Origin of the sequence: Fusicatenibacter saccharivorans (genome assembly GCF_015557635.1) — a bacterium.
Lineage (GTDB): Bacteria > Bacillota > Clostridia > Lachnospirales > Lachnospiraceae > Fusicatenibacter > Fusicatenibacter saccharivorans.
Genome location: NZ_JADNOP010000005.1, coordinates 113963 through 139484 on the forward strand (window position 1 = coordinate 113963; position 25522 = coordinate 139484).

Sequence of the window (25522 nt, forward strand, 5' to 3'; positions counted from 1 at the left end):
AATCATAGAAGAGACGGATTTAAAAAGACGTCGAATGAAGTCGGAGGACAGGAAAATGAAAGAAATTGAAATGACCAAAATGGTGGAGGAAATGGATCTCCGCAACCTGACACCAGAGGTTGATATGACAGATCTTGTCATTGCCACACCGGATATCAACCGTCCTGCACTGCAGCTGACCGGTTACTATGAGCATTTTGCCAATGAGCGTGTGCAGATCATCGGTTATGTAGAGTTCACGTATCTGCAGCATCTTGAAGAGGGCGAGCGCGTCCGCGCGTTTGAAGAGTTTGTAAGCCGCAAGATCCCATGTGTCATTTTCACCACGAAGATGATTCCGGGACCGGAAATTCTGGAGCTGTGCAATCGTTATCAGGTACCGGCCTTTGCGGTAGACAAATCGACTTCCGTTTTCATGGCTGAAATCATCCGCTGGCTGAATGTCCAGCTTGCCCCGATGATCTCCATCCACGGCGTGCTGGTCGATGTATTCGGCGAGGGCGTTCTGATCATGGGCGAGAGCGGAATCGGAAAGAGCGAGGCTGCACTGGAGCTGATCAAACGAGGCCATCGTCTCGTCAGCGATGATGTGGTTGAAATCAGCCGTGTCAGCGACATTACGCTGGTCGGAACGGCACCGGATATCACGCGTCACTTTATCGAGCTGCGTGGTATCGGTATCATCGACGTCAAGACGCTGTTTGGTGTCGAGAGCGTAAAGGATACCCAGTCTATCGACCTTGTTATCAAGCTTGAAGAGTGGGACAAAGAGAAAGAATACGACCGTCTGGGCCTGGAAGAAGAGTATATTGAGTTCCTTGGAAACAAGGTTGTCTGCCATTCCCTTCCGATCCGTCCGGGCCGTAACCTGGCGATCATCGTAGAAACTGCTGCTGTCAACCACAGACAGAAGAAGATGGGCTACAATGCCGCACAGGAGCTGTACCGCCGTGTACAGGCTAACTTAGTGAAAAAAAGAGAGGAGAAGTAAGAAAATGGCAAACTATGTATTTGGAATCGATGTTGGGGGTACTTCAGTAAAATGCGGACTGTTCCAGACAGACGGAACTCTGTTGGAAAAATGGGAAATCCCGACCCGCACCGAAAACGGCGGAAGCGAAATTCTGCCGGATATCGCAAAAAGCGTAAAAGCAAAAATGGGTGAGAAGGGCATCGCAGCAGATGATGTTGCCGGTGTCGGCATCGACGTACCTGGCCCGGTTAATGACAAAGGTGAGCTTTCCATCGCAGTCAACCTGAACTGGGGATATAAAAATATCGTAAAAGAGCTTTCCGACGAACTCGGCGGAATGGCAGTAAAAGCAGCAAACGACGCAAACGCAGCAGCTCTCGGTGAGATGTGGGCAGGCGGCGGAAAGGGAAGCAAGAACCTGGTTATGGTTACCCTTGGAACCGGTGTCGGCGGCGGAATCATCGTGGACGGCAAGATCGTAGCAGGTGCTCACGGCGCAGGCGGCGAGGTTGGTCATGCATGTGTTGATCCGGAAGAAGAAGCGGTCTGCAACTGCGGAAACCACGGATGCCTCGAGCAGATGACATCTGCAACCGGTATCGTTCGTCTGGCAAAGAAATATCTGGCATCCCATGATACTCCGTCTTCTTTAAGAGAAAGAGGAGAGTCCATCAGTGCAAAAGCTGTCTTTGATGCATTAAAAGAAGGCGATGCAGCAGCAGAAGCAATCGTTCAGGAGTTCTCCGCGTACCTCGGAAGAGCACTTGCAGTATTCGCATGCGTTGTTGACCCGGAAGTTATCGTAGTCGGCGGCGGTGTATCCAAAGCAGGCCAGATCCTGATCGACGGCGTAGCTAAATACTACCGTGAAGCAGCATTCATCGCATGCAAAGATACCCCGATCGTACTCGCTTCCCTTGGAAACGATGCTGGTATCTACGGCGCAGCAAAAATGCTGATTGACTAATTGATTCAGATGGAAAAAGAAGTATAGAAAAACCGGTCCTGCTGGCATATGCCAGAGGGCCGGTTTTTTGTGCATAGACTGACTGAAAAAGCTATTCGGAAGAGCCGCTCTCTTCGGACTGCGGCTGTACTTCCGATGTCTCCGCCGGGGTATCCGGTTCTGACGGTGCATCAGGGGTATCCGGTGTGTCGGGAGTTTCTGGTGTATTAGAAGGCGGATCGGCAGGTGTTTCGGGCGGAGCCGGAGTTTCCTGCGGTGCCTCCGTCGGTGTCGGGGTTGCCTGCGGAGTTGATGCTGCAGAAGGGGTTCTGGTCGGCGTCGGTGTTGAGGTCGGCGCGGTGTAGTGGCCCTTGCAACGCTCGGTCGGCAGATCGGATACCGCAAAGTATTCGGTGATGGACGGGCAGCTTGAGCGGGCGAGCAGGCCGGTCTTCGTACAGATCGTTGCCTCCTGTACTGTTGCGGAAGTTTCGAAATCCATATCGGCAAGGCCTTCGTGGATTTCATTCATGACCTTTGCCCAGAGACGTTTGTGGAATTCACGGTCGCTCTCCGGAAACTCCGCGTGTGTATCATACGTTGCCCAGATGGCAGCGGTATAATATGGTGTAAAGCCTGCAAAGACGAGATCCTTGGCCTCGTTCGTCGTACCGGTTTTTCCGGCTGCGTGCATATTGTCGAGGCGGGCGGCAACACCGGTACCTTTTTCCAGAACATCCTCCATGGCATTGGTGAGGAGGGAGGCAGTGCTTGCCTTGAAGACCTGCGTTGCCTTGTTTTCTGTGTTGTCAATTAAAACATTTCCCTTGCTGTCGGTAACCTTTGTGTAGAACACCGGCTTGCGGTACTGGCCGCCGTCTGCGATTGCCGCGTAGGCTGCCGTCAGTTCGAGATCACTGACACCGTAGGTGATACCGCCGAGAGCCAGCGGCTGGATCACATCGTATTCCTCGGAGAGTTTGGAAAAACCAAGCTTCTTCAGATAATCAAAGCCGACCTTCGGCGTAAGCTCGGTCAGTACCTTGACGGCCGGGATATTGATGGAATTGATGATCGCCTGGCGGACGGTAACATCACCATGGTAGGTAAGATCCGAGTTCTGCAGCGGTGTGCCGTCGCTGTAGTTGAACGGCTCATCCTTAATTACCGTAGCGAGTGTAATCTTTCCAAGGTCGAGCGCCGGTCCGTACGCGGAAAGAATCTTAAACGTGGAACCCGGCTGGGAATAATTATCGGTTGCGCGGTTGAAGGTAAGACTTGCTGTTTTTTCGCCGCGTCCGCCGACGATGGCTTTCACGTAGCCGGTGCGCTGATCCATAACGGTCATGCACGCCTGCGGCTGCGGGGTGAAGCTGCTGCGCTCGGCAACAATCGTATCGCCCTCCTGCATGATAGCGGCTTTGTACTGGTCGATATAGCTCTGTGCCTCCTCCTGGGAGTCAAAGAGCAGATCGAAATTCGGATCGCTGTTGCGGAAGTAGAGCTGCAGCATCTCTTTGCTGTAGTTCTGTACCTCGCCGTCTGCCTGCTCTACGGTGAGCGCCCAGTCGAGACCGATCTGCGTGTTCGCCGGGAAGTTCTCCGGATTCTGGAATTCCGTATCGAGAATCGACTGCATGTAGGAATCCTGTGTGGTATAGATTTTGAGGCCGCCGCTGTAGACAACGTTCTTTGCCTGCACTTCGGTGTAGCCTTTCTGTACCATCAGATCGTTGATCAGGTTGGTGATGACTTCATCGATAAAGTAGGAGTACGGCGCGCTCTCCGCCTGGGACTGCGTGTGCATGGCGATGCGGTCGTAAACATTGTCGTTCATGGCAATGGTGTATTCTTCTTCGGTGATGTAGCCCTGCTCTTTCATGTTGTTCAGGATCTTGTCGCGGCGCTGCTGGTTTTTCTCCGGGTGGTTTTTCGGATTATATGCCGTCGGCGCCTTTGGAATTGCGGCAAGAACGGCGCATTCAGAGAGCGTCAGATCTTTTGCATCCTTTCCGAAATACGTCTGCGCTGCCGTCTGGACACCGTAGCAGCCGGAACCTAAGTTGATCGTATTCAGATAATTTTCCAGAATAACGTCTTTGGCGTTTTCACCCTCTGCGGTCAGTGTTTTTTCCAGCTTCAGCGCCAGGTACTGTTCCTGGATCTTCCGCTTGAAGCTCTGCATCCGCGTCTCTTCCATCCAGTCGGTGAAAACATTGTTTTTTAAGAGCTGCTGTGTGATCGTGCTGGCGCCCTCGGTAAAATGAAAGCCGTGGCTGACGCCGACAACGAAAGCACGGATGATACCGCTTGGATCGATGCCGTTGTGCTCATAAAAACGGGCATCCTCAACCGCGACGATCGCGTGCTGCATATCGAGCGGAATTTCCTCAATCGAAATCGAGACACGGTTTCCCTGAGCCCCGGTCAGCTTCTGTACCTGGTTGCCGTCAGCATCGTAGATAAACGACGCGTTGCCGAGCGGCATGATATTTGCCTCCGAGATATCAGGGGCACTGTCGATCACGCCGCGGACAGCGCCGATCACAAGCCCGGCACCGCAGACGAGAACGACAAGAAGAAGACAGAACGCGATGCGCAGCGCCGTCACGCCGGCCGTCTTTTCAATCTTTCCGTAATGGGACCGCAGATCTTCACGTTTGTCTTCCAGATGACTTTTTCCAAAGTGCATATAGAAAATCCTCCTTATGTCATGTTCCTGCAAAACTGATTCAGTTCAGTAATTAATGGTGTTCCTGCCCTGCAAAAAGCAGGGTATACTTATTTTTATTATACCAAACAAAGGGCTGGAATAAAAGTATTTCTGAAAAGAATGCTGATTTTTCAGAAATGATATGGTAAGATAGGTACATATTTGGATGAAGGAGTAAGGACATATGATCGATCAGTTTCGGACGGTTTACCGGGGTGGAACCGGGGAAATCGTGGAGAAGAAATCACGTTTTATTTCGACGGTGCGTCTGGTGGAATCTGAGGAGGAGGCACTTTCCTGCCTGGAAGCTCTGCGGAAAAAATACTGGGATGCGCGGCATAACTGTTTTGTGTATATTATTGGAGAAAATCAGGAGACGGTGCGCTGCAGCGACGACGGGGAGCCTTCCGGCACGGCAGGGCGGCCGATGCTCGATGTGGTACAGGGAGCAGGCCTCCGCAATGTGCTTGTTGTGGTGACGCGGTATTTCGGCGGTACGCTGCTGGGAACGGGCGGCCTGGTGCGCGCGTACTCGCAGGCGGTGCAGGAGGGGCTGGCAAACAGTGTTCTGATTGACGAGATCTGCGGCGTGCGGCTGTTGATTGAGACGGATTACAACGGCATCGGTAAAATCCAGTATCTGCTCGGGCAGCGGGGGATTCCGATTCTGGAATCCGAGTACACCGATCAGGTGAAAATCCGCGTTCTCGTTCCGAAAACGGAGGTGGACCGTCTCTGCGCGGAGATTACCGAGGGGACGAACGGAAAGGCAAAACTGGAAAAAGAAGAGGAGCTGTACTTTGCGCAGAACGACGGAGAGCTGATCTTCGGGGATGCGCTGACGCAGTATAAGAATCTGGAGGCAGAAGAATTAGGATAAAGGAGGATACGACATGAGGTTTCCGGAAAATCTGAAAAAGGGCGGAACGATCGGCTTTGTGGCACCATCGTTTGGATGCACAACAGAGCCATACAAGTCCGCGTTTGCAAATGCGCAGAAAAAATGGAAAGAGATGGGATATCAGCTGGATCTTGGGCCAAACTGCTATGCGGACCACGGCATCGGCATCAGTGCGGCGCCGGAGGAGTGCGGAAAAGAACTGACGGAATATTATGTCAGTGAGAAGAATGACTGTCTGATATCCTGCGGCGGCGGAGAGCTGATGTGCGAGGATCTCGATTACGTGGATTTTGAAAAGATCAGAAAGGCACCGGCGAAATGGTATCTCGGCTATTCTGACAATACGCATTTTACGTATCTTCTGCCGACCCTCTGCGATACGGCGGCTGTTTACGGTCCGTGTGCGAGTGATTTCGGCATGGAGCCGTGGCATAAATCCGTAGCGGATGCGTTTGGCGTACTGACGGGAGAAGTGCGTACCGTCCGCGGCTATGAGGGATGGGAAAGAGACGATGTGAAGGGCAGAAGCGAGGAAAATCCGTATCTGCCGTACCAGATTACAGAACCGCGCGTTCTGCGCCGCTTCCCGGATGCGGACAGTGCATTTGAGGGACGGCTCATCGGCGGCTGTCTCGACTGTCTCGTCAATATTCTTGGAACGAAGTACGACGGAACGGTTGATTTTGTGGAAAAATATAAAGAGGACGGTTTTGTCTGGTTTCTGGAAGCGTGCGATCTGAACGTCTTTGCGATCCGCCGCGCAATCTGGCAGATGGAGCACGCCGGCTGGTTCCAATATGTGAAAGGCTTTCTGATTGGCCGCCCGCTGCAGTTCGGACAGAAATTCGGGGAACTCGACCAGTACCGCGCCGTGACGGATCTGCTTGGAAAATACAACGTGCCGATCGTGATGGATCTCGACATCGGACACCTTCATCCGGCGATGCCGCTGATCGTCGGAAGTTATGCGAAGGTGGCCGTGGAAGGAAATGAGATTGAAATTAAGATGGAGTGCCGTTAGAACGCTTTTGAAAAATATTTTCTCGAGCGGCAGGGCAGAGCCTGTGGGAAAATGTTTGCGCGCGTAGAAGAACTATCGGCGCATCCGGCAGATGCCGCGGAGCTTTTTGACATCGAGAATCGTGACCGTGCCGCGGGAGAGTGCGACGATGCCGTCTTTCTCGAACGACTTTAAGGTGCGGGAAACGACCTCTCTGGCACTGCCGAGGTTCCGCGCGATCTGCTCGTGCGTGGTGGAGAGCACCGGGGAACCGGTGCGGATGCGTTCATCCTCGAGATATCCGGCAAGGCGCTGGTCAAGCCGCGTAAAGAGAAGCTGGCCCATCGCCCACATGACTTCGGAAAAATGCTCCGTTGTTTCCCGGTAAATGTAGTTTTCAACGTAAATATTCTGATTCATCAGTCTGCGGAACGTGCTGGCCGGAGTGATGAGAACTTTCGTCTCCTCCTCGGCCTCAATCAGAATATCAAAGCTGATTTCCTGCATCGCACAGGAGGCAGACAGCGTGCAGACTTCGCCGGGACCGGTGGTAAACAGGGTGATTTCCCGCTGCTCGCCGGACTGGATAAAGATGCGGAGCTTGCCGGAGAGGACAAGCAGAACGCCGAGACAGTCATCGTCACAGCTGTAGAGAAAATCGCCGCGCTGATATGTCGTCAGGACGGAAGAGAGCACGAGTGTCTGCTGTTCATCGGCGGTAAGCTTTGAATAAAATGGATAATGCTCCTGAAAACAGGATTCCAGAAAAGATGACATAAATAAAACTCCTTTCGGAAGAAGAACGTTCTTTTGTAAACTACGGCAGCAGCCGTTTCTTCCATGATAGAAAAGAACAGAAAGAAATGCAAGAAAAAACGTATCGGTTTTTGTGCCGATACGTTTTTTCTGCATTTCCAATATTACGCTGCTTATTTTACAGAGTTAATCAGCTCTTCCAGCTCCTCATAGGAAACGGCGCCGACGTTTTTCTTTACGAGCTCGCCGTTTTTGAAGAAAGCGAGGGTCGGAACGCTCATGACTTTAAAGGAGCTTGCCAGCTCCGGTGCTTCGTCAACGTCTACTTTGTAGAACTGGATCTCCGGCATATCCTCAGCTGCCTCTTTGATGACCGGGGCGAGCATTTTGCACGGTCCGCACCAGGTAGCAAAGAAATCAACAACGGCAACGCCAGGTGCTGCCTGCAGAGCTTTTTCGAAGTTTTTGGATGTAACATGAATTAATGACATAATAGAAGTCCTCCTTTTTATTGTACGGGTAATTCCCGGTAACTGTTTTTCTGTTGTGACTGTAGAATATCACAGCAGAACGGGAAGTTCTGTGACTAAGTCACAAAGTGATTTCTCAGTGCTGCTTCGGTTCTTTCCCCTGGCGGAAGCATTCGATCATCTCGCCGGTCAGGCTGATGAGATTTGGCGTTTCGGGCAGGGAACCGCGGTCAAACCATTCGGCAGTGGAGAGCTCGTCGCGGTCGAGGGTGATGGATGGATCGCCGTCTACATCGCAATAGAAGCCGGCAAGCAGCGAACCGCTGAAGGACCATGGCTGACTCTTATAGTATCTCAGATTTTTGACTTTCAATCCGACTTCCTCCATAACCTCGCGGTGCACCGTCTGTTCCAGTGTCTCGCCGACTTCTGTATAACCTGCGACGAGGGCATAGGAACGGTGGCTGCTGTGGGATGGCGCATACTTCGTGAGCAGCAGGCGGTCGCCATCAGTGATGGCGACAATGACGCTTGGGCAGATCACCGGATAGGAGAGTGCGCCGCAGGATGGGCACTGCATCGCACGTTCATTTCCGGGCGCGTGCATCTTGGTTCCGCAGCGGCCGCAGTAGGTGTGGTCTGTGTACCAGGTGTGGATCTGGTAGCCGGTGATGCCGGCGAATCCGAGCCATCCCGGAACGGCGCGGCGCAGAATCAGTGTGTTTTCATATTTCCAGATATCAAATTCCGAAAGCTGCGGGCGGCGCAGTTCATAGTAATTGGTTTCGTCGATACGGAACAGAAATTTTGCTTTTTCCCGGATTTCCGGGAAAACAGGTGCAATTTCTGCAATCGAAGGATAGCGGATCTGCGGATCTTCAAAATTGCACAGAATTGTGTGATGACCGTAGATGAAAACGAGATCGGTATCGTTCGGTGTGGAAGGGTGGTAATCTACATAATATTTATGCGGAGCGATATCCTGAATCATAAGAACTCCTTTCCTTGGTAAAAAAAGTTTTTGATAAAACAAAAAACCGAAATTCCTGTGAAGAAATTTCGGTAATAAAAAGAGCGCGAGACGGGATTCGAACCCGCGACCCCAACCTTGGCAAGGTTGTACTCCACCCCTGAGCCACTCGCGCATATACATCCTTTTGGATGAAGCGGGTGATGGGAATCGAACCCACGTATCCAGCTTGGAAGGCTGGTGTTCTACCATTGAACTACACCCGCAGATGATGGGCACTGATTTTTTTCTCTGTCTTGTTGACTGCCGTGCCTCACTGACAAAACGTATTCTACAGGAAAGCTGAGAAAAAGTCAACCCCTTTTTTGAAAAAAAATTAAAAAATTTTCAAAACACTGAAAAAGGAGAAAATTCAGGGTGAAAGGGGCGTGAAAATGTCCGCAAAGATCAGCCTTGTTCCAGAACGGGAAATGTACTATAATAGAAAAACGGAAAAGCAAAAAAGGGGGAATTTCCCTATGCAGGAAAATGGAACAGAACTTCTGGTTTGCTGCACCGGTTGTCAGAGCTGTATGCCGTGCATGGTAAAAATCAACATCCCGGGTTTGTTTGCGCTTTACAACCGGACAGCGACGGAAGGCGTCGAAGCGGTTCGTGCAGAGTATGAGCGTCAGGACAAACGTGCCGATGACTGCATCAACTGTTATCGCTGTGAAAAGCAGTGCCCGCAGCACCTCGGGATCGGCATTCTGATGCAGGATATCGCGGAAACCTTCGGAGAATAGGAAAAAAGGAGCATCTGTGCAATTTAAAGAAGCATTCTAATCTTTCTATAAAATATTTTGGGAAAAACTGGACTTATCTGAAAAATTTGATATAATAGAAAGGTAGTGACAGGGAAATTTTATGCTAAAATCTGGAAAGAAGAGCCCTGTCAATTCTTATGGGAGGAAAAATACATGGATGCCATTGATTATAAGATTCTGAAGATATTGCAGAAAAATGCCCGCGAGACGGCTTCCAATATCAGCAAAGAGATTCATTTATCGGTTTCTGCAGTCATCGAGAGAATCCGTAAAATGGAAGAAACCGGAGTGATTAAAGAATACACCATTATTGTAGACGAAAAGAAAACGGGAAATGAGATGACCGCGCTGATGGAAGTCAGCCTGGAGCATCCGAAGTTCTTTGACAGTTTTGCAGATGCGATCCAGAAACTGGAGTACATCGTATCCTGCTATTATCAGACCGGAGATTTTGATTTGATTATCCGCATTTCCTGTCACTCATCCGACGAACTCGAAGAAATCCACCGCCAGGTGATGAGCCTTCCGGGCGTCGATGCGACAAGAACGCATGTAGTGCTGAAAAATGTAAAAAATATCTATTCCGCCATCCGCAGACCGGACAAATAAAAACCGGCACAGCCGGAATCTGATACGAGAGCGTGTCTGAAAATAATCCGAAAGAGTTTTCAGGCACGTTTTGGCGTCTCAGAAAAAGTACGGAAAGAAAGAAGGAAAAAAGTGAACAGATACTTACGCTGTTATGCAGAGATTTCACTCGAAGCGATCGGGCATAACATCAGAGAAGTGAAAAAAAGACTACCGGAGGGCGTGAAACTCCTTGGCGTTGTAAAAGCGAACGCCTACGGCCACGGTGCCGTTCCGGTAGCATCCTATCTGGAAAACCAGGTTGATTATTTTGCAACCGCAACCATCGAGGAGGCTGTCGAGCTCAGAGAAAACGGCATTTCCGCGCCGATCCTGATTCTCGGCTACGTGTCCCCGTCCCAGTACGGCGACCTTGTGGAATACGACATCACTCAGACGATCGACAGCTACGCACAGGCGCTTGCCCTCGAAAAAGAGGCAGCACGCCAGAACCGGAAAGCAAAAGCACACCTTGCGGTCGATACCGGCATGACGCGGATCGGCTTCCAGGTGACGGAGCACGATGCGGATGAGGCGGCAAAAATCGCGGATCTTCCGCACATCGAGCTGGAAGGTATGTTTACGCATTTCTCCTGCGCCGATCAGGAAGACAAGACGTACTGTTCGATGCAGATGGAAAAATATGATAAGATGACGGCACTTTTAGCAGAGCGCGGCGTGACGATTCCGCTTCGCCATATCTGCAACTCCGCCGGAATCATGGAATTTGACGATCACCGCTTTGAGATGGTGCGTTCCGGTATCATCACCTACGGCATTTACCCATCCGAGGAGGTAAAAAAAGAGCGCCTCGATCTGATCCCGGCGCTTTCCTGGAAGAGTCATGTCATCCATGTGAAGGAAGTCGGCCCGGGCATCGGCGTCAGCTACGGTGCCACGTATGTGACCGAGAAACCGATGACACGGATCGCAACTGTTTCAGCCGGCTATGCAGACGGCTATCCGAGAGCTCTCTCGAACCAGGGCTGTGTGCTGATCCACGGGAAAAAAGCACCGATCATCGGAAGAATCTGTATGGATCAGATGATGGTGGACGTGACCGACATCCCGGATGTGCAGGTGGAGGACGTTGTAACGCTTGTCGGAACCGACGGGGATGAGACCATCACGATCGAAGAGATCGCCAACCCGGCGGCACGTTTCGATTACGAGATGCTCTGCGATATCAGCAGCCGTGTAACAAGGGTTTATAAATAGTTATCCAAAATAGAAAAATCAAAGTCTCCGAAGACGGAAAAAAGCAGAATCTGCTGACCGTTTCGGAGACTTTTTTGTGTTGGAACAGGTTTTCTGAATTATTTAACCGGTGCGGGTTGACAGGAGGTGCCGGAGTATGGTAGGATACCAATTAGTTTAGCGTAGTACAGTGATAACATGATCACGTAGAAAAGGAGAAGATTATTATGAAAAAGAAAATGGTTAGCATTTTGACAGCAGCCTTTTGTGCATCTGCCCTGCTGGCTGGCTGCGGCTCTGCAGACACAGCAAAAACATCTGCCTCATCAGCAGGAGCAGCATCCTCTTCCGCAGACGGAACGACAACCTTTACCGTAGGCTTCGATGCAGAATACCCGCCGTACGGCTACATGGACGATGAGACCGGCGATTACACCGGATTTGACCTGGAGCTCGCCGAGGCAGTCTGCGAGATTTACGGCTGGAAGCTGGTAAAAACCCCGATCAACTGGGATGCGAAAGATACCGAGCTGAATTCTGGTGCGATTGACTGCATCTGGAACGGCTTTACCATGAACGGCAGAGAGGACGATTACACCTGGTCCGATCCGTACGTGGACAACAGCCAGGTGATGGTCGTATCTGAGAATTCCGGCATCAACAGCCTGTCCGATCTGGCAGGAAAGACGGTTGGTGTGCAGGCAGCATCCGCAGCACTCGATCTTTTACAGAGTGAGGAAGATGGCGGTCAGAAAGAACTCGCCGATACTTTCGCCGCTCTGCAGCAGTTCCCGGATTACAACAATGCGTTTGTAGAGCTTCAGGCAGGTTCCATCGATGCGGTTGCCATGGATATCGGCGTTGCCAAATATCAGCTGGAAAGCCGCGGAGAAGGATACAAAATCCTCGACGAGCACCTGAACTCTGAGAAATATGCGATCGGATTCAAAAAAGGAAATACCGAGCTCTGCGATAAAGTAAACGAAGGCCTGCAGCAGGTTCTGGCCGACGGAACATTCGGCAAGCTCGCAGAAAAATACGGAATCGCAGACATGGTGTGTCTGGAGAAAAAAGGAGAGTAAAGCAGCATGAAGTTGTCCATGATTCTATCACAGCTTAGTACCGGAATGGCGGGAACGATCTCGATATTTGTTCTGACGCTCGTATTTTCCCTGCCGCTCGGTCTGCTGATCGCCTTCGGGCGTATGTCGAAAAACCGGATTGTGAGCGGAATTTTTCGGCTCTATATCTCCCTGATGCGCGGCACGCCTCTGATGCTGCAGCTCATGGTGGTTTACTTCGGACCGTTCTATCTGTTCGGTATGAACATCGGAAAATGGCGCTTTCCGGCGATTATCACCGGATTTGCCTTAAACTACGGCGCCTATTTTGCAGAAATCTACCGCTCCGGCATCGTTTCGATGGATCGTGGACAGTACGAGGCAGCAAAGCTTCTTGGTTATTCGAAGGGACAGACGTTTGTCCGCATTATTCTGCCGCAGGTTGTGAAACGGATTCTGCCGGCGATCACCAATGAGGTGATTACGCTGGTCAAGGATACGTCGCTGGCCTTTTCCATTTCCTATGTGGAAATGTTCACGATCGCAAAACAGATCGCGGCGGCCAAGACCACGATGGTTCCGTTCGTTGCCGCTGGTATTTTCTACTACATCTTCAATTTTGTCGTGGCGTGGGTGATGGAACTTTTGGAAAAGAAATTTTCTTATTATCATTAACTATAGAAGAGAGCGGAAAACGATATGATTTATCTGGAAATGAACCATGTAAGAAAGAGCTTTGGGGATCTCGAAGTGTTAAAAGATATTTCCCTCAAAGTAGAAGAGGGCGAGGTACTCTCGATCATCGGCCCGTCGGGATCGGGAAAATCGACGCTGCTGCGGTGTGCGGCGATGCTGGAGACGATGGATGGCGGTGACCTGACGTATCTTGGCGAGCAGGCAGTCACCATACAAAATGGAAAATCCGTTTATGCAAAGCCGGCCGTGCTGCGGAAAATTCAGGAAAACTTTGGAATGGTATTCCAGAGCTTCCACCTGTTTCCGCATTATGATGTGATGAAAAACCTCTGCGATGCGCCGATTCATGTGCAGAAACGCAACCGTGCGGAGGTGGAAGCACAGGCAGAAGAGCTGCTGCAGAAAATGGGACTCACAGGAAAAGAAAAGGCGTATCCGTGTCAGCTTTCCGGCGGTCAGTGTCAGAGGGTTGCGATTGCGCGTGCGCTGATGCTGAACCCGAAGGTGCTCTTTTTTGATGAGCCGACTTCGGCGCTCGACCCGGAGCTGACAGGCGAGGTGCTGAAGGTCATCAAATCCCTTGCGGAGATGAATATGACCATGGTGATCGTTACCCACGAGATGAATTTTGCCCGGGAGATTTCCAACCGCGTCATCTTTATGGACCAGGGCGTGATCGCCGTGGAAGGAACGCCGGACGAAGTCTTCGATTCCGAAAATGCCAGAATGCAGGGCTTTTTGGGAAAATTTCGTGAGAAGTAACGACGTTGCACTTGCCTAAAAAAACAACATGCGTTATACTAGAGCGTGGTTGAAACGTATTTCAAACACGCTCTTTATACGTCCCGTTCTGTTTTTGGGATGAAAAAGAGCGGGGATAAAAGAGAAACCGAATACACATTTTGACAAGAAAAGGAGAATCGTGTCTATGAGCGGAACTGACAGATATGTAAGCCCTCTTTCCGAACGTTATGCAAGCAAGGAGATGCAGTACATCTTCTCTCCGGATATGAAATTCCGTACCTGGAGAAAGTTATGGATTGCGCTGGCTGAGACAGAAAAAGAACTGGGACTTTCTATTACAGATGAGCAGATCGAAGAACTGAAAGCAAATGCCGAGAACATCAACTACGATGTGGCAAAAGAAAGAGAGAAAGTCTGCCGTCATGACGTAATGTCCCATGTGTATGCCTACGGCGTACAGTGTCCGAAAGCAAAAGGAATCATCCATCTGGGAGCAACCAGCTGCTACGTAGGCGACAATACCGATATCATTGTCATGAACGAAGCCTTAAAGCTGGTGAAGAAAAAACTGGTGAACGTTATCGCTGAGCTGGCAAAATTTGCGGATACCTACAAAGACCAGCCGACCCTTGCCTTCACCCACTTCCAGCCGGCACAGCCGACCACCGTCGGAAAACGTGCAACCCTGTGGATGCAGGAGTTCTTAATGGACCTTGAAGATCTCGAGTACGTACAGAGCACCTTAAAGCTGCTCGGCTCCAAAGGAACAACAGGCACACAGGCAAGCTTTTTAGAGCTGTTCGACGGAGATCAGGAGACCATCGACAAGATCGATCCGATGATCGCTGAGAAAATGGGCTTCAAGAACTGCTATCCTGTTTCCGGACAGACGTATTCCAGAAAAGTCGATACGAGAGTATTAAACGTTCTGGCAGGCATTGCGGCAAGCGCAACAAAATTCTCCAACGACATCCGTCTTCTGCAGCACTTAAAAGAAGTTGAGGAGCCGTTCGAGAAAGGACAGATCGGATCTTCCGCCATGGCATACAAGAGAAATCCGATGAGAAGCGAGCGTATCGCATCCCTGTCCCGTTATGTGATCACCGATGCATTAAATCCGGCAATCACCTCTTCTGTACAGTGGTTTGAGAGAACCCTCGATGACTCTGCAAACAAGAGACTTTCCATTCCGGAAGGCTTCCTTGCCATCGACGGTATCCTGGATCTGTGCATGAACGTCGTAGACGGACTTGTGGTTTATCCAAAGGTTATCTTAAAACACATGATGGCAGAGCTTCCGTTTATGGCAACCGAGAATATCATGATGGATGCGGTGAAAGCAGGCGGCGACCGTCAGGAGCTGCATGAGAGAATCCGCGAGCTGTCCATGATCGCCGGAAAACATGTCAAAGAGGAAGGACGCGATAATGATCTTCTCGATCTGATCGCAGCAGATGAGATGTTCCATCTGACCAAGGAAGAACTGGAAAAGACGATGGATCCGTCCAAATACACAGGCCGCGCATCTGTACAGGTTGACGCATTCCTGAAAAACGTAGTCAATCCGGTGCTTGAGGCAAACAAAGACGCACTTGGCATGACAGCGGAAATCAACGTCTGATCCGTTTGATAAACAGAAATAATAAAAAAACAGATTTTATAAGTAATCATAAGTTTCGCTTATGAGAAAAACATGGTATACTAAAGATAAACGGCCGGAACAAAAAGGCCGCAAGTATACGTTGAATTAGGAGGATGTCATATGATTAAGGCAGTAGTAGGAGCAAACTGGGGAGACGAGGGAAAAGGTAAAATTACCGATATGCTCGCAAAAGAGGCAGACATTGTTGTCCGTTTCCAGGGTGGTGCAAATGCAGGCCATACCATTGTAAACAACTATGGAAAGTTTGCACTTCATACCCTTCCATCCGGCGTATTTTACAGCCACACAACAAGCGTAATCGGAAACGGTGTTGCACTCAACATTCCGGTTCTGATCAAAGAGTTAAAGGAGATCATTTCGAAGGGAGTGCCGGCACCGAAGATCAAAATTTCCGACCGTGCACAGATGGTAATGCCGTACCACATCCTGTTCGATCAGTATGAGGAAGAGCGTCTGGGCGGAAAATCCTTTGGTTCCACCAAATCCGGTATCGCTCCATTCTACTCAGATAAATATGCAAAAATCGGTTTCCAGGTAAACGAGCTGTTCGACGATGAGCACCTGAAAGAGAAACTGAAATCCGTATGCGAGACCAAGAACATTCTGCTCGAGCATCTGTATCACAAACCGCAGTTAAATCCGGATGAGATCTATGCAGAGCTGATGGAATACAAAAAAATGGTTGAGCCATACGTATGCGATACTTCCGCATTCCTGTGGAACGCGATTCAGGAAGGCAAGGAGATCCTGCTTGAGGGTCAGCTTGGTTCCTTAAAAGACCCGGATCACGGAATTTACCCGATGGTAACTTCTTCTTCCACACTGGCCGGCTACGGCGCAGTAGGAGCAGGTGTTCCGCCATATGAAATCAAGAAAATCGTAACCGTATGCAAAGCTTACTCCAGCGCAGTAGGAGCAGGTGCTTTCGTTTCCGAGATCTTCGGCGATGAGGCAGATGAGCTCAGAAGACGCGGCGGAGACGGCGGAGAGTTCGGTGCAACCACAGGCCGCCCGAGACGTATGGGATGGTTCGACTGTGTTGCTTCCCGTTACGGCTGCAGAATGCAGGGTACCACCGATGTAGCATTTACCGTACTTGACGTTCTCGGATATCTGGACGAGATTCCGGTTTGCGTAGCATACGAAGTAGACGGAAAAGAAATCCACGATTTCCCGAACACCAGCATTCTTGAGAAAGCAAAACCGGTTCTGAAAACCCTTCCGGGATGGAAATGCGATATCCGCGGCATCAAGAAATACGAGGAGCTGCCGGAGAACTGCAGAAACTACATCGAGTTTGTAGAGAAAGAAATCGGATTCCCGATCACCATGATCTCCAACGGACCGGGAAGAGACGATATCATTTACCGCAATAAATAATTTAGGCGGTTTTTAGAGGATTTTTATGAAAAAAGCAGGACAGCTTCTCGCAGTTCTGACAGCGGCTTCCGTGCTGCTGTCGGGCTGTGAGAAGTTAAAAGATGTGACAACGACATCTGTCTATGTGAGCAAAAATGGTGTTGTGACAGAAGCTATTGTGGAAGATTACAGCAAAGACGATGATTACACGGAAGACGAACTGAAAGTCTTTGTGGAGGATGACATCAAAAAATTCACAGAGGAGCGCGGCGATGCGGATTCCGTGAAGCTGGAAAAATGCCAGATCAAAGAGGACAAGGTGGAGATCCGGATGGAATACGGAGATTACCAGTCCTACGCGGATTATCACGGAGCAGAATTTTTCGCAGGCACGCTGGATGAGGCAGAAGAAGCGGGATATGATTTTTCCGCTTCCTTTGTCGATTCTAAAGGCAATGAGGTTTCAGTCGAAGATGCGGTCAAAGGCGTTAAGCATGTACGCGTGATTGTCTGCGAGGAGCCGCTGGAAATCGTAACGGAAGATCCGGTGCTCTGCGTTTCCGGTACAGCCGTGATCAAAGGAAAAAACACGGTGGATACGGCCGGCGAGTGGACCACAAAGTCCACAGAGAGTGCTTCTGCGTCATCATCAGAGCAGACTAAGACAGAAGAAACAGAGCAGGAATATGAGCAGGACGTTCTTCTTGCCAGTCCTGTTATTGTTGTTTATGGTAAGTAAACAAATAAAATAGAGGAGTAACTAACTATGGAAAAGACAATGGACAAAATTGTGGCAGTAGCAAAATCCAGAGGTTTTGTATATCCGGGTTCCGAAATCTACGGCGGCCTGGCAAATACCTGGGATTACGGCCCGCTCGGTGTTGAGCTGAAAAACAACGTGAAAAAAGCATGGTGGCAGAAATTCGTCATGGAGAGCCCGCACAACGTAGGTGTTGACTGCGCGATCCTGATGAACCCGCAGACATGGGTAGCTTCCGGTCATCTCGGCGGATTTTCCGATCCTCTGATGGACTGTAAAGAGTGCCACGAGCGTTTCCGTGCAGACAAGCTGATCGAAGACTTCTGTGAGGAAAAAGGCATTGAAATCGAAGGCGGCAGCGTAGACGCATGGTCCCAGGAAGAGATGAAGAACTTCATCGAGGAGCATCAGATTCCGTGTCCGTCCTGCGGAAAACATAACTTTACCGATATCCGTCAGTTCAACCTGATGTTCAAAACCTTCCAGGGTGTTACAGAGGATGCGAAGAACACCGTATATCTTCGTCCTGAGACTGCACAGGGTATCTTCGTAAACTTCAAAAACGTACAGCGTACTTCCAGAAAGAAAATTCCGTTCGGAATCGGCCAGATCGGTAAATCTTTCCGTAACGAGATTACACCGGGTAACTTCACCTTCCGTACCCGTGAGTTCGAGCAGATGGAGCTGGAGTTCTTCTGCGAGCCTGGCACCGACCTTGAATGGTTCCAGTACTGGAGAGGCTTCTGCATCAACTGGCTGAAGAGCCTCGGCATGAAAGACGAAGAGATGCGTGCAAGAGACCATTCTCCGGAAGCGCTGTGCTTCTACAGCAAGGGAACAACCGATATCGAGTTCCTGTTCCCGTTCGGATGGGGCGAGCTGTGGGGAATCGCAGACCGTACCGATTACGACCTGACCCAGCATCAGAATGTATCCGGACAGGATATGACCTATTTCGATCCAGAGAAGAACGAGAAATACATCCCGTATGTTATCGAGCCGTCTCTTGGTGCTGACCGTGTCGTTCTGGCATTCCTGTGCAGCGCTTATGACGAGGAAGTTCTCGACGCAGAAAAGAATGATGTTCGTACTGTGATGCATTTCCATCCGGCACTGGCACCGGTAAAAATCGGTGTGCTTCCGCTTTCCAAGAAGCTGAACGAGGGCGCTGAGAAAGTCTTTGCAGAGCTGTCCAAGAAATACAACTGCGAGTTTGATGACCGTGGAAATATCGGAAAACGGTATCGCCGTCAGGATGAGATCGGTACTCCGTACTGCATCACCTACGATTTTGATTCCGAGACCGATGGTGCTGTTACCGTCCGTGACCGTGACACCATGGAGCAGGAGAGAATTAAAATTGAGGATCTCGATGCTTACTTTGCAGATAAATTTACTTTCTAATCTGGCTTTTTAGTCCGGAAAAAGAGTAGAAAAAAAGGATTCCCACTCGCGGGAATCCTTTTTTTGTATACTTTGTATTACTCGATAATCGTACCTGTTTTTCCCTGGAATCCGGCGAGTGCGGAATCAATGGAAGTGATGACTGCGGTACGGCCGATGCCTTTCTCGAGGAAAGAAACAGCTGCTTCCATCTTCGGCAGCATGGAGTTTTCCCCGAACTGGCCTTCTGCGATGTATTTCTTCGCGTCAGCAACGGTGATGTGCTCCAGCGGTTTTTCGTCCGGGGTACCGTAGTTGATGGAAACGTTTTCCACGCTGGTCAGGATCATCAGCATGTCTGCGTTCAGCATTTCTGCCATCAGGCCGCTGGTGAGGTCTTTTTCGATGACTGCGGATGCACCCTTTAACTCTTCATTCTGCGGGAGAACCGGGATTCCGCCGCCGCCTGCTGCGATGACAACCTGTCCGGCATCGAGAAGAAGACGGATGGAGTCGATCTCTACGATATCCTGCGGCTTCGGAGCAGCAACGATTCGGCGGTAGCCGTCCTCGGTTTTCGTTACGTAGTTTCCTTTTTCTTCCTCTGCGTCAGCCTCCTCCTTGGTAAGTGTACGGCCGATCAGTTTGACCGGATTGTTGAAGGCATCGTCGTACGGATCTACTTCAACCTGTGTAAGAATCGTGGATGTGGTTTTGAAGATTCCTCTGCGGAGAAGCTCAGCACGGATGGCGTTCTGCAGGTCGTAGCCGATGTAGCCTTCGCTCATAGCGGAGCAGACAGACATCGGGGCTGCGCTGTAGTCGGTGTGCATTTTGCCGAATTCATTCATCGCCATGTGGATCATGCCGACCTGCGGCGCATTGCTGTGGGTGATGACAACATCAGCGCCGGCAGCAACGAGATCTGCGATTACTTTTGCGGAACGTTTTACGGCTGCTTTCTGTTCCGGCAGCGTCGTTCCAAGAGCTTTGTGTCCCAGTGCAACAACTATTTTTTTTCTTTTCATTGGAAGATACCTCTCTTTGCAGTTCATAGATTTTGATACGAAAAAACCAGGCATCAATATAGGACTATTATAAAGTTTATGGGAGCAAAAATCAAGAAGAAACCGACATTGCGCACATTGAAATGTTTTTCGGACTATGGTATTCTATAAAAGTATCTGAGTCGTAGGGATTTGAAACGTGAAAGGGAGGTCCCGGCATGAAAAACATGCGCACGTTACAAAAGCGGATCGCATATCAGCTCCAGCAGGGCAGTCTGGATGCGGAAGTTACAGGAATCACATGCGACAGCAGAAAAGTACAGCCGCAGAACGTGTTTGTCTGCATCCGCGGAAACAGGATGGACGGGCACGTATATGCAGAAGAAGCAGTCGAGAGGGGCGCTGCTGTTCTGGTTGCGGAGCGGGAACTGGAAGGGATTCCGGAAAAGGTAACCGTACTCGTAGTAAAGGACAGCAGAGAAGCACTCGCACAGCTTTCCTGTGCCTGGGAGGACGATCCGGCGCAGCACCTTGTGACAATCGGAGTGACCGGCACGAAGGGAAAGACGACGACTGCATATATGATTTACGAAATCCTGCGAAAAGCAGGGATCCGCGCAGGACTCATCGGAACGATCGAGACGAGGATCGGGGAAAAAAGCATTCCGTCAGAAAATACAACGCCGGAGCCTGTTGTGCTGCAGAAGCTGTTTTCTGAAATGATGCGGGAGGGCTGCACCCATGTTGTGATGGAGGTTTCCTCGCAGGCGGAAAAACAGCACCGGTGTGATGGATTTACGTTTGATTACGGTGTGTTCACCAACATTGGAAACGACCACATCGGCGCCGGGGAGCATGCATCGTTTGCAGAATATCTGTCCTGCAAAAAGAAGCTGTTTCGCACCTGCAGAACCGGAATTGTAAACCGGGATGACAAAAGGTTTCCGGAGATCATAAGGCAGAGCACCTGCCGTCTGGTGACATTCGGATGCAGGGAAAAAGCTGATTTTATGGCAGCAGATGCAGCACTCGATCAGGCGCCCGGCGTGCTCGGTGTCTCATACCGGGTGCAGGGCGCAGCGGATTTTCCAGTACGGGTAGATCTGCCGGGTCTGTTTTCCGTTTCCAACTCGCTTGCCGCCATTGCGGTCTGCGCGCAGATGGGAATCCCGGAAAAGGCGATGCAGGAGGCACTTTCCGCAGTCCGCGTCCGTGGGCGGTGTGAGGCAGTTCCGGTGTATCCGGAAATGACGCTTCTCATTGACTACGCACACAATGCGATGAGCCTCGAAAGCCTGTTAAAGACACTGCGGAAATACCATCCGAAGCGCCTGATCTGTCTCTTCGGCTGCGGCGGAAACCGCGCGCGGGACCGGAGATTCCAGATGGGAGAGGTGTCGGGGCGTCTGGCGGATCTGACCGTCATCACCTCGGACAATCCGCGGGATGAGGAACCACAGGCGATTCTGGACGATATCCGGACGGGAATCGGGAAAACAGAAGGCGCTTTCGTTGAGATTGCAGACCGTAAGGAGGCGATCCGGTATGTGATCGAAAACCGGCAGCCGGGCGATCTCGTGGTGCTCGCGGGAAAAGGCCACGAAACGTATCAGATCCGGAAGGGAAAACGGTACGAAATGGATGAGCGCGTGCTGATCCGGGAAATACTGGAAGAAAGTAAGGGGAATGTATGAGCAGCGTTTACGCTGATGTAATCGTAGATATCACAAATGAAAAACTGGACCGGACCTTTCAGTACAAGGTTCCGCCGGAACTGACAGGGGAGATCGGTCCGGGAACGGCGGTACAGATTCCGTTTGGAAACGGAAACCGCACGATCACCGGCTATGTGCTTTCCGTCGGAAACGAGCCGAAATATCCGCAGGACCGGATGAAGGCCATCCTTGCGGTACAAAAGGATGCGGCGACTGTAGAGACGAAGCTCATCGCGCTCGCCGCGTGGATGCGTCATACGTACGGATCGACGATGATCCAGGCGTTAAAGACGGTGCTTCCGGTCAAAGTAAAGGCGCGCGGGAAAGAAACCCGCGAAATTGCGCTTCTTGCAGATCCCGCAGAGTGTGAGGAGCTGCTGGAAAACTACAGAAAGAAAAATTATAAAGCGAGAATCCGTCTCTTAAACGCGCTGCTGGCCCAGCCGGTTCTTCCAGGGCCGGTTGTGAGCAAGGAACTGAAAATCACGGCAGATACGCTGCACGTGATGGAAGAGCAGGGCGTGTTGGAAATCCGCCGTACGAGCACCTGGAGAAATCCGGTATCTGATGCGGCAGGAAGAACAACTGCGGGAAAACCAAACGAACAGCAGCAGGCCGTGGTGGACGGCATTCGAAAGGAATGGGAAGGGCAGAACCGCCCCTGCCTGATCCGCGGTGTGACGGGAAGCGGCAAAACGCTCGTCTATATGGAGCTGATGGAGCGAGTGCTGAAGGAAGGAAAACAGGTGATCGTGCTGATCCCGGAGATTGCGCTGACGTATCAGAACGTGGAGCGGTTCTGCGCACGGTTTGGAACAAGGGTCACGGTGGTCAACTCGCGGATGACACCGTCCGAGCGCGCCGACCAGATGGAGCGCGCGCGGCGCGGGGAGGTCAGTATTATGATCGGTCCGCGTTCCGCACTCTTTGCACCGTTTCCGGATCTGGGGCTGATCGTAATCGATGAGGAGCATGAAACCTCCTATAAAAGTGAAGTGACGCCGCGCTACCATGCAAGGGAGACCGCCGTGCGCCGCGCCGGGCTGGAGCATGCCCATGTGGTGATGGGTTCGGCAACGCCGTCGGTGGATGCTTCTTACGCCTGCGAGACGGGAGCGTACGCGCTGTTCCGGATGGATGCGCGGTACGGAAATGCAGCACTTCCGTCCGTATGGATCGCGGATATGCGGGAAGAATTACAGATGGGAAACCGTTCGATTCTGTCCGGAAAACTGCGGGAAGAGATCGAAAAACGGCTTGAAAAAAAGGAACAGGTTGTACTGTTTCTGAACCGCAGAGGCTATGCGGGCTTCGTCTCATGCCGTGCATGCGGCCATGTGATGAAATGCCCGCACTGCGATGTATCACTGACAGCACACAATAACGGAAAGCTCGTCTGCCATTACTGCGGTTATGAAACACCGCAGGTACATGCGTGCCCGTCGTGCGGTTCCCCGTACATCGGCGGCTTCCGTGCCGGCACACAGCAGATCGAGCAGAACGTGAAAAAGCTGTTTCCAAAGGCACGCGTTCTTAGGATGGACGGCGACACGACAAAAACGAAAAACAGTTATGAAGAAATCCTGTCCTCATTTGCGGCGGGGGAGGCCGATATCCTGATTGGAACCCAGATGATCGTAAAAGGCCACGATTTCCCGAATGTCACGCTGGTGGGAGCGCTGGCGGCGGATCTCTCCCTGAATGCAGTCGATTACCGTGCCGGGGAGCGTACGTTCCAGCTGCTGACGCAGGCAGTCGGCCGCGCCGGAAGAGGCGAAAAGCCGGGAATGGCAGTCATTCAGACGTACCATCCCGAACATTACAGCATTCAGACGGCGGCAGAGCAGGATTACGGGACATTTTACGAGAAAGAAATGGACTACCGCCGTCTGATGGGATATCCACCGGCGGCGGAGCTTCTGGCGATCCACGGAGCCGGGGAGGATGAAGCGCATCTGACGCAGGCGATGGAATACATTCGCAGATATCTCATCCGCATCCGGGGAAACCGCGAAGTCCAGATCATCGGCCCGGCAAGTGAGGCAGTGTCGAAAATCAATGACCTGTACCGCATGGCCGTGTATGTACGCGCGCCGCAGGAAGAGGTGCTGGCAGAGCTGCGGGAAAAACTGGAGCGGTATATCGAGATTAACAAAGGCTTCCGTACCGTTTATTTACAGTTTGACTTCAGCAGAAAGTATTAGTTTTTTCATACTATTTACACATAGATTATTTATAATAGAAGAGCAAAAGAAAGGAAAAGAATTATGGCAATCAGAGAAATCAGAGTCGTAGGCGACCGCGTATTAACGAAAAAATGCAGACCGGTGGAGAAGATGACACCAAGAATCAGCGAGCTGATCGACGACATGTTTGACACCATGTATGAGGCAAACGGTGTCGGCCTTGCCGCACCGCAGGTAGGCATCTTAAAGAGAATCGTAGTCATGGATGTGGACGGAACCCCGCATCTTCTGATTAATCCGGAAATCCTGGAGACTTCCGGAAGCCAGACAGGAGCAGAAGGCTGCTTAAGCCTTCCGGGAAAATCCGGTACCGTAACCCGTCCGAATTATGTAAAGGTAAGAGCGCTGGACCGCGACATGCAGCCGTTTGAACTCGAGGGAACCGAACTTCTTGCCCGCTGCATCTGCCACGAGTGTGATCACCTCGACGGACATATGTATACAGAAAAAGTAGAAGGCGAGCTTTGGGACAACACGTACGATGAGTATGATGAGTACGAGGACGAAGAGTAAGTCTTAAAATAAAGGAGATGACTTCAGATGAAAGTGGTATTTATGGGAACCCCGGATTTCTCCGTGGGAACACTTGAGGCACTCGTGGAGGCCGGTTATGAGATCACAGGCGTTGTGACCCAGCCGGACAAACCGAAGGGCCGCGGAAAACAGATGATGCCGACACCGGTGAAAGAGGCAGCCGAAAAACACGGCCTTCCGGTCTATCAGCCGCGCCGCGTGCGGGATGCAGAGGCGATCGAGGAGATCCGGAAAATGGAGCCGGATGTGATCGTTGTCGTTGCTTTCGGCCAGATTATCCCGAAAGAGATTCTGGACATGCCGAAATACGGATGCATCAACGTTCATGCCTCCCTGCTTCCGGCTTACCGCGGAGCAGCGCCGATCCAGTGGGCTGTCATGAACGGCGATGAAGTGAGCGGCGTAACCATTATGAAGATGGATGAAGGCCTCGACACAGGCGATATGCTGACGAAAGTGGAAGTTCCGCTTGCAGCAGATGAGACCGGCGGCAGTCTCTTTGACAAGCTCGCCGCAGCCGGAGCAAAACTTCTGGTGGAGACACTTCCAAAACTTGAAAAAGGCGAAGTGACACCGGAAAAACAGCCGGAGATAAGCACTACAGAGTATGCGCGGATGATCAAAAAAGAAGACGGAAAGATCGACTGGACGAAGAGTGCCGTTGAGATCGAACGTCAGATCCGTGCGATGAGCCCGTGGCCGAGTGCTTTTACAAAAGTAAACGGAAAGAACCTGAAAATCTGGGATGCCAAAGTCATTGCCATGTTCGGCGGCGATCTGTTCTCGAAAATTCCGGGACAGAATCCGACGAAGAGTGCCGGAAAAGTCTGGGTGGCAGATGAGACAGGTCTCCATGTAAAGACGGGAGATGGCATTCTGGTGATCGAGGAGCTGCAGCTCGAAGGAAAGAAACGGATGAAAACCGCCGATTTCCTGCGCGGCTATGCGATCGAGCCGGGTACCAGACTTGGCGAATAAAAGAGAAAAAGCAACCT

At 51.0% G+C, this 25522-nt stretch carries 23 protein-coding genes and 2 tRNA genes; 18 read left to right on the forward strand and 7 right to left on the reverse strand.

What is annotated here, in order from left to right; all coding sequences use genetic code 11:
* Positions 1 to 55: 55 nt before the first annotated feature.
* Together hprK and I2G42_RS05945 are read left to right on the forward strand one after the other, a co-directional pair.
* Positions 56 to 991 carry an HPr(Ser) kinase/phosphatase gene (gene hprK, locus I2G42_RS05940; protein ID WP_055219751.1) on the forward strand — a complete coding sequence of 312 codons (936 nt, stop codon included), beginning with the start codon at positions 56 to 58 and terminating at the stop codon, positions 989 to 991.
* Between the two features lie 4 nt (positions 992 to 995).
* The gene (locus I2G42_RS05945; RefSeq protein WP_055219753.1) at positions 996 to 1940 is read left to right on the forward strand and encodes an ROK family glucokinase; all 945 of its coding nucleotides are present in this window, start codon (positions 996 to 998) and stop codon (positions 1938 to 1940) included.
* Positions 1941 to 2031: 91 nt separating this feature from the next.
* Here the strand turns inward: I2G42_RS05945 and I2G42_RS05950 are convergent, their stop codons facing one another.
* Positions 2032 to 4611, reverse strand: coding sequence for a transglycosylase domain-containing protein (locus tag I2G42_RS05950; RefSeq protein WP_022463128.1), 2580 nt, complete (start codon positions 4609 to 4611; stop codon positions 2032 to 2034).
* 205 nt (positions 4612 to 4816) lie between these two features.
* Here I2G42_RS05950 and I2G42_RS05955 point away from each other — a divergent pair, with 205 nt between their 5' ends.
* Positions 4817 to 5512, forward strand: coding sequence for a YigZ family protein (locus I2G42_RS05955; RefSeq protein ID WP_195530842.1), 696 nt, complete (start codon positions 4817 to 4819; stop codon positions 5510 to 5512).
* Between the two features lie 13 nt (positions 5513 to 5525).
* The gene (locus tag I2G42_RS05960; protein ID WP_195530843.1) at positions 5526 to 6554 is read left to right on the forward strand and encodes a S66 family peptidase; all 1029 of its coding nucleotides are present in this window, start codon (positions 5526 to 5528) and stop codon (positions 6552 to 6554) included.
* 72 nt (positions 6555 to 6626) lie between these two features.
* On the opposite strand, the gene I2G42_RS05965 is transcribed toward I2G42_RS05960, so the two are convergent.
* The 5 genes from I2G42_RS05965 to I2G42_RS05985 form a co-directional block, all read right to left on the reverse strand.
* The gene (locus I2G42_RS05965; RefSeq protein WP_055265861.1) at positions 6627 to 7310 is read right to left on the reverse strand and encodes a Crp/Fnr family transcriptional regulator; all 684 of its coding nucleotides are present in this window, start codon (positions 7308 to 7310) and stop codon (positions 6627 to 6629) included.
* A gap of 152 nt (positions 7311 to 7462) precedes the next feature.
* Positions 7463 to 7780: a thioredoxin gene (trxA, locus tag I2G42_RS05970; RefSeq protein ID WP_195530844.1), complete on the reverse strand. Its 318-nt coding sequence runs from the start codon at positions 7778 to 7780 to the stop codon at positions 7463 to 7465.
* A gap of 115 nt (positions 7781 to 7895) precedes the next feature.
* Positions 7896 to 8750, reverse strand: a complete 855-nt coding sequence (gene nudC / locus I2G42_RS05975) for an NAD(+) diphosphatase (RefSeq protein ID WP_195530845.1) — start codon at positions 8748 to 8750, stop codon at positions 7896 to 7898.
* Positions 8751 to 8832: 82 nt separating this feature from the next.
* A tRNA-Gly gene (locus tag I2G42_RS05980) sits at positions 8833 to 8904 on the reverse strand.
* 20 nt (positions 8905 to 8924) lie between these two features.
* Positions 8925 to 8995: transfer RNA gene (locus tag I2G42_RS05985), tRNA-Gly, on the reverse strand.
* 252 nt (positions 8996 to 9247) lie between these two features.
* On the opposite strand from I2G42_RS05985, the gene I2G42_RS05990 reads away from it, so the two are divergent.
* The 10 genes from I2G42_RS05990 (at position 9248) to I2G42_RS06035 (ending at position 19046) form a co-directional block, all read left to right on the forward strand.
* Positions 9248 to 9514, forward strand: coding sequence for a 4Fe-4S dicluster domain-containing protein (locus tag I2G42_RS05990; protein ID WP_158554987.1), 267 nt, complete (start codon positions 9248 to 9250; stop codon positions 9512 to 9514).
* Between the two features lie 174 nt (positions 9515 to 9688).
* The gene (locus I2G42_RS05995; RefSeq protein ID WP_022463135.1) at positions 9689 to 10144 is read left to right on the forward strand and encodes an Lrp/AsnC family transcriptional regulator; all 456 of its coding nucleotides are present in this window, start codon (positions 9689 to 9691) and stop codon (positions 10142 to 10144) included.
* Positions 10145 to 10255: 111 nt separating this feature from the next.
* The gene (gene alr / locus I2G42_RS06000; protein WP_022463136.1) at positions 10256 to 11380 is read left to right on the forward strand and encodes an alanine racemase; all 1125 of its coding nucleotides are present in this window, start codon (positions 10256 to 10258) and stop codon (positions 11378 to 11380) included.
* Between the two features lie 206 nt (positions 11381 to 11586).
* On the forward strand, positions 11587 to 12441 hold the full coding sequence (locus tag I2G42_RS06005) for an amino acid ABC transporter substrate-binding protein (protein ID WP_195530846.1): 855 nt from the start codon (positions 11587 to 11589) through the stop codon (positions 12439 to 12441).
* A 6-nt stretch (positions 12442 to 12447) separates the two neighbouring features.
* A complete protein-coding gene (locus tag I2G42_RS06010; protein WP_022463138.1) occupies positions 12448 to 13095 on the forward strand; it encodes an amino acid ABC transporter permease in 648 nt (215 codons plus the stop codon).
* 24 nt (positions 13096 to 13119) lie between these two features.
* Positions 13120 to 13878, forward strand: coding sequence for an amino acid ABC transporter ATP-binding protein (locus tag I2G42_RS06015; protein WP_195530847.1), 759 nt, complete (start codon positions 13120 to 13122; stop codon positions 13876 to 13878).
* A gap of 166 nt (positions 13879 to 14044) precedes the next feature.
* The gene (purB, locus tag I2G42_RS06020; RefSeq protein ID WP_055226984.1) at positions 14045 to 15481 is read left to right on the forward strand and encodes an adenylosuccinate lyase; all 1437 of its coding nucleotides are present in this window, start codon (positions 14045 to 14047) and stop codon (positions 15479 to 15481) included.
* Between the two features lie 141 nt (positions 15482 to 15622).
* Positions 15623 to 16903: an adenylosuccinate synthase gene (locus tag I2G42_RS06025; protein WP_195530848.1), complete on the forward strand. Its 1281-nt coding sequence runs from the start codon at positions 15623 to 15625 to the stop codon at positions 16901 to 16903.
* Positions 16904 to 16928: 25 nt separating this feature from the next.
* Positions 16929 to 17621, forward strand: coding sequence for a hypothetical protein (locus tag I2G42_RS06030; RefSeq protein ID WP_022463142.1), 693 nt, complete (start codon positions 16929 to 16931; stop codon positions 17619 to 17621).
* A gap of 27 nt (positions 17622 to 17648) precedes the next feature.
* Positions 17649 to 19046: a glycine--tRNA ligase gene (locus I2G42_RS06035; protein ID WP_195530849.1), complete on the forward strand. Its 1398-nt coding sequence runs from the start codon at positions 17649 to 17651 to the stop codon at positions 19044 to 19046.
* A 77-nt stretch (positions 19047 to 19123) separates the two neighbouring features.
* Here I2G42_RS06035 and arcC read toward each other — a convergent pair whose 3' ends face one another.
* The gene (gene arcC / locus I2G42_RS06040) at positions 19124 to 20053 is read right to left on the reverse strand and encodes a carbamate kinase (protein WP_022463144.1); all 930 of its coding nucleotides are present in this window, start codon (positions 20051 to 20053) and stop codon (positions 19124 to 19126) included.
* Between the two features lie 197 nt (positions 20054 to 20250).
* Between arcC and I2G42_RS06045 the strand changes: the two genes are divergently transcribed.
* The 4 genes from I2G42_RS06045 (at position 20251) to fmt (ending at position 25505) form a co-directional block, all read left to right on the forward strand.
* Positions 20251 to 21726, forward strand: coding sequence for a UDP-N-acetylmuramoyl-L-alanyl-D-glutamate--2,6-diaminopimelate ligase (locus tag I2G42_RS06045; RefSeq protein ID WP_195530850.1), 1476 nt, complete (start codon positions 20251 to 20253; stop codon positions 21724 to 21726).
* Positions 21723 to 23951, forward strand: coding sequence for a replication restart helicase PriA (gene priA / locus I2G42_RS06050; protein ID WP_118742036.1), 2229 nt, complete (start codon positions 21723 to 21725; stop codon positions 23949 to 23951). The genes I2G42_RS06045 and priA overlap by 4 nt, the downstream gene beginning before the upstream one ends.
* Positions 23952 to 24014: 63 nt before the next feature.
* Positions 24015 to 24506 (forward strand): peptide deformylase, encoded by a 492-nt coding sequence (def, locus tag I2G42_RS06055; protein WP_173827250.1) that lies wholly within the window; start codon positions 24015 to 24017, stop codon positions 24504 to 24506.
* 27 nt (positions 24507 to 24533) lie between these two features.
* Positions 24534 to 25505: a methionyl-tRNA formyltransferase gene (gene fmt / locus I2G42_RS06060; protein ID WP_055219781.1), complete on the forward strand. Its 972-nt coding sequence runs from the start codon at positions 24534 to 24536 to the stop codon at positions 25503 to 25505.
* Positions 25506 to 25522 lie beyond the last annotated feature (17 nt).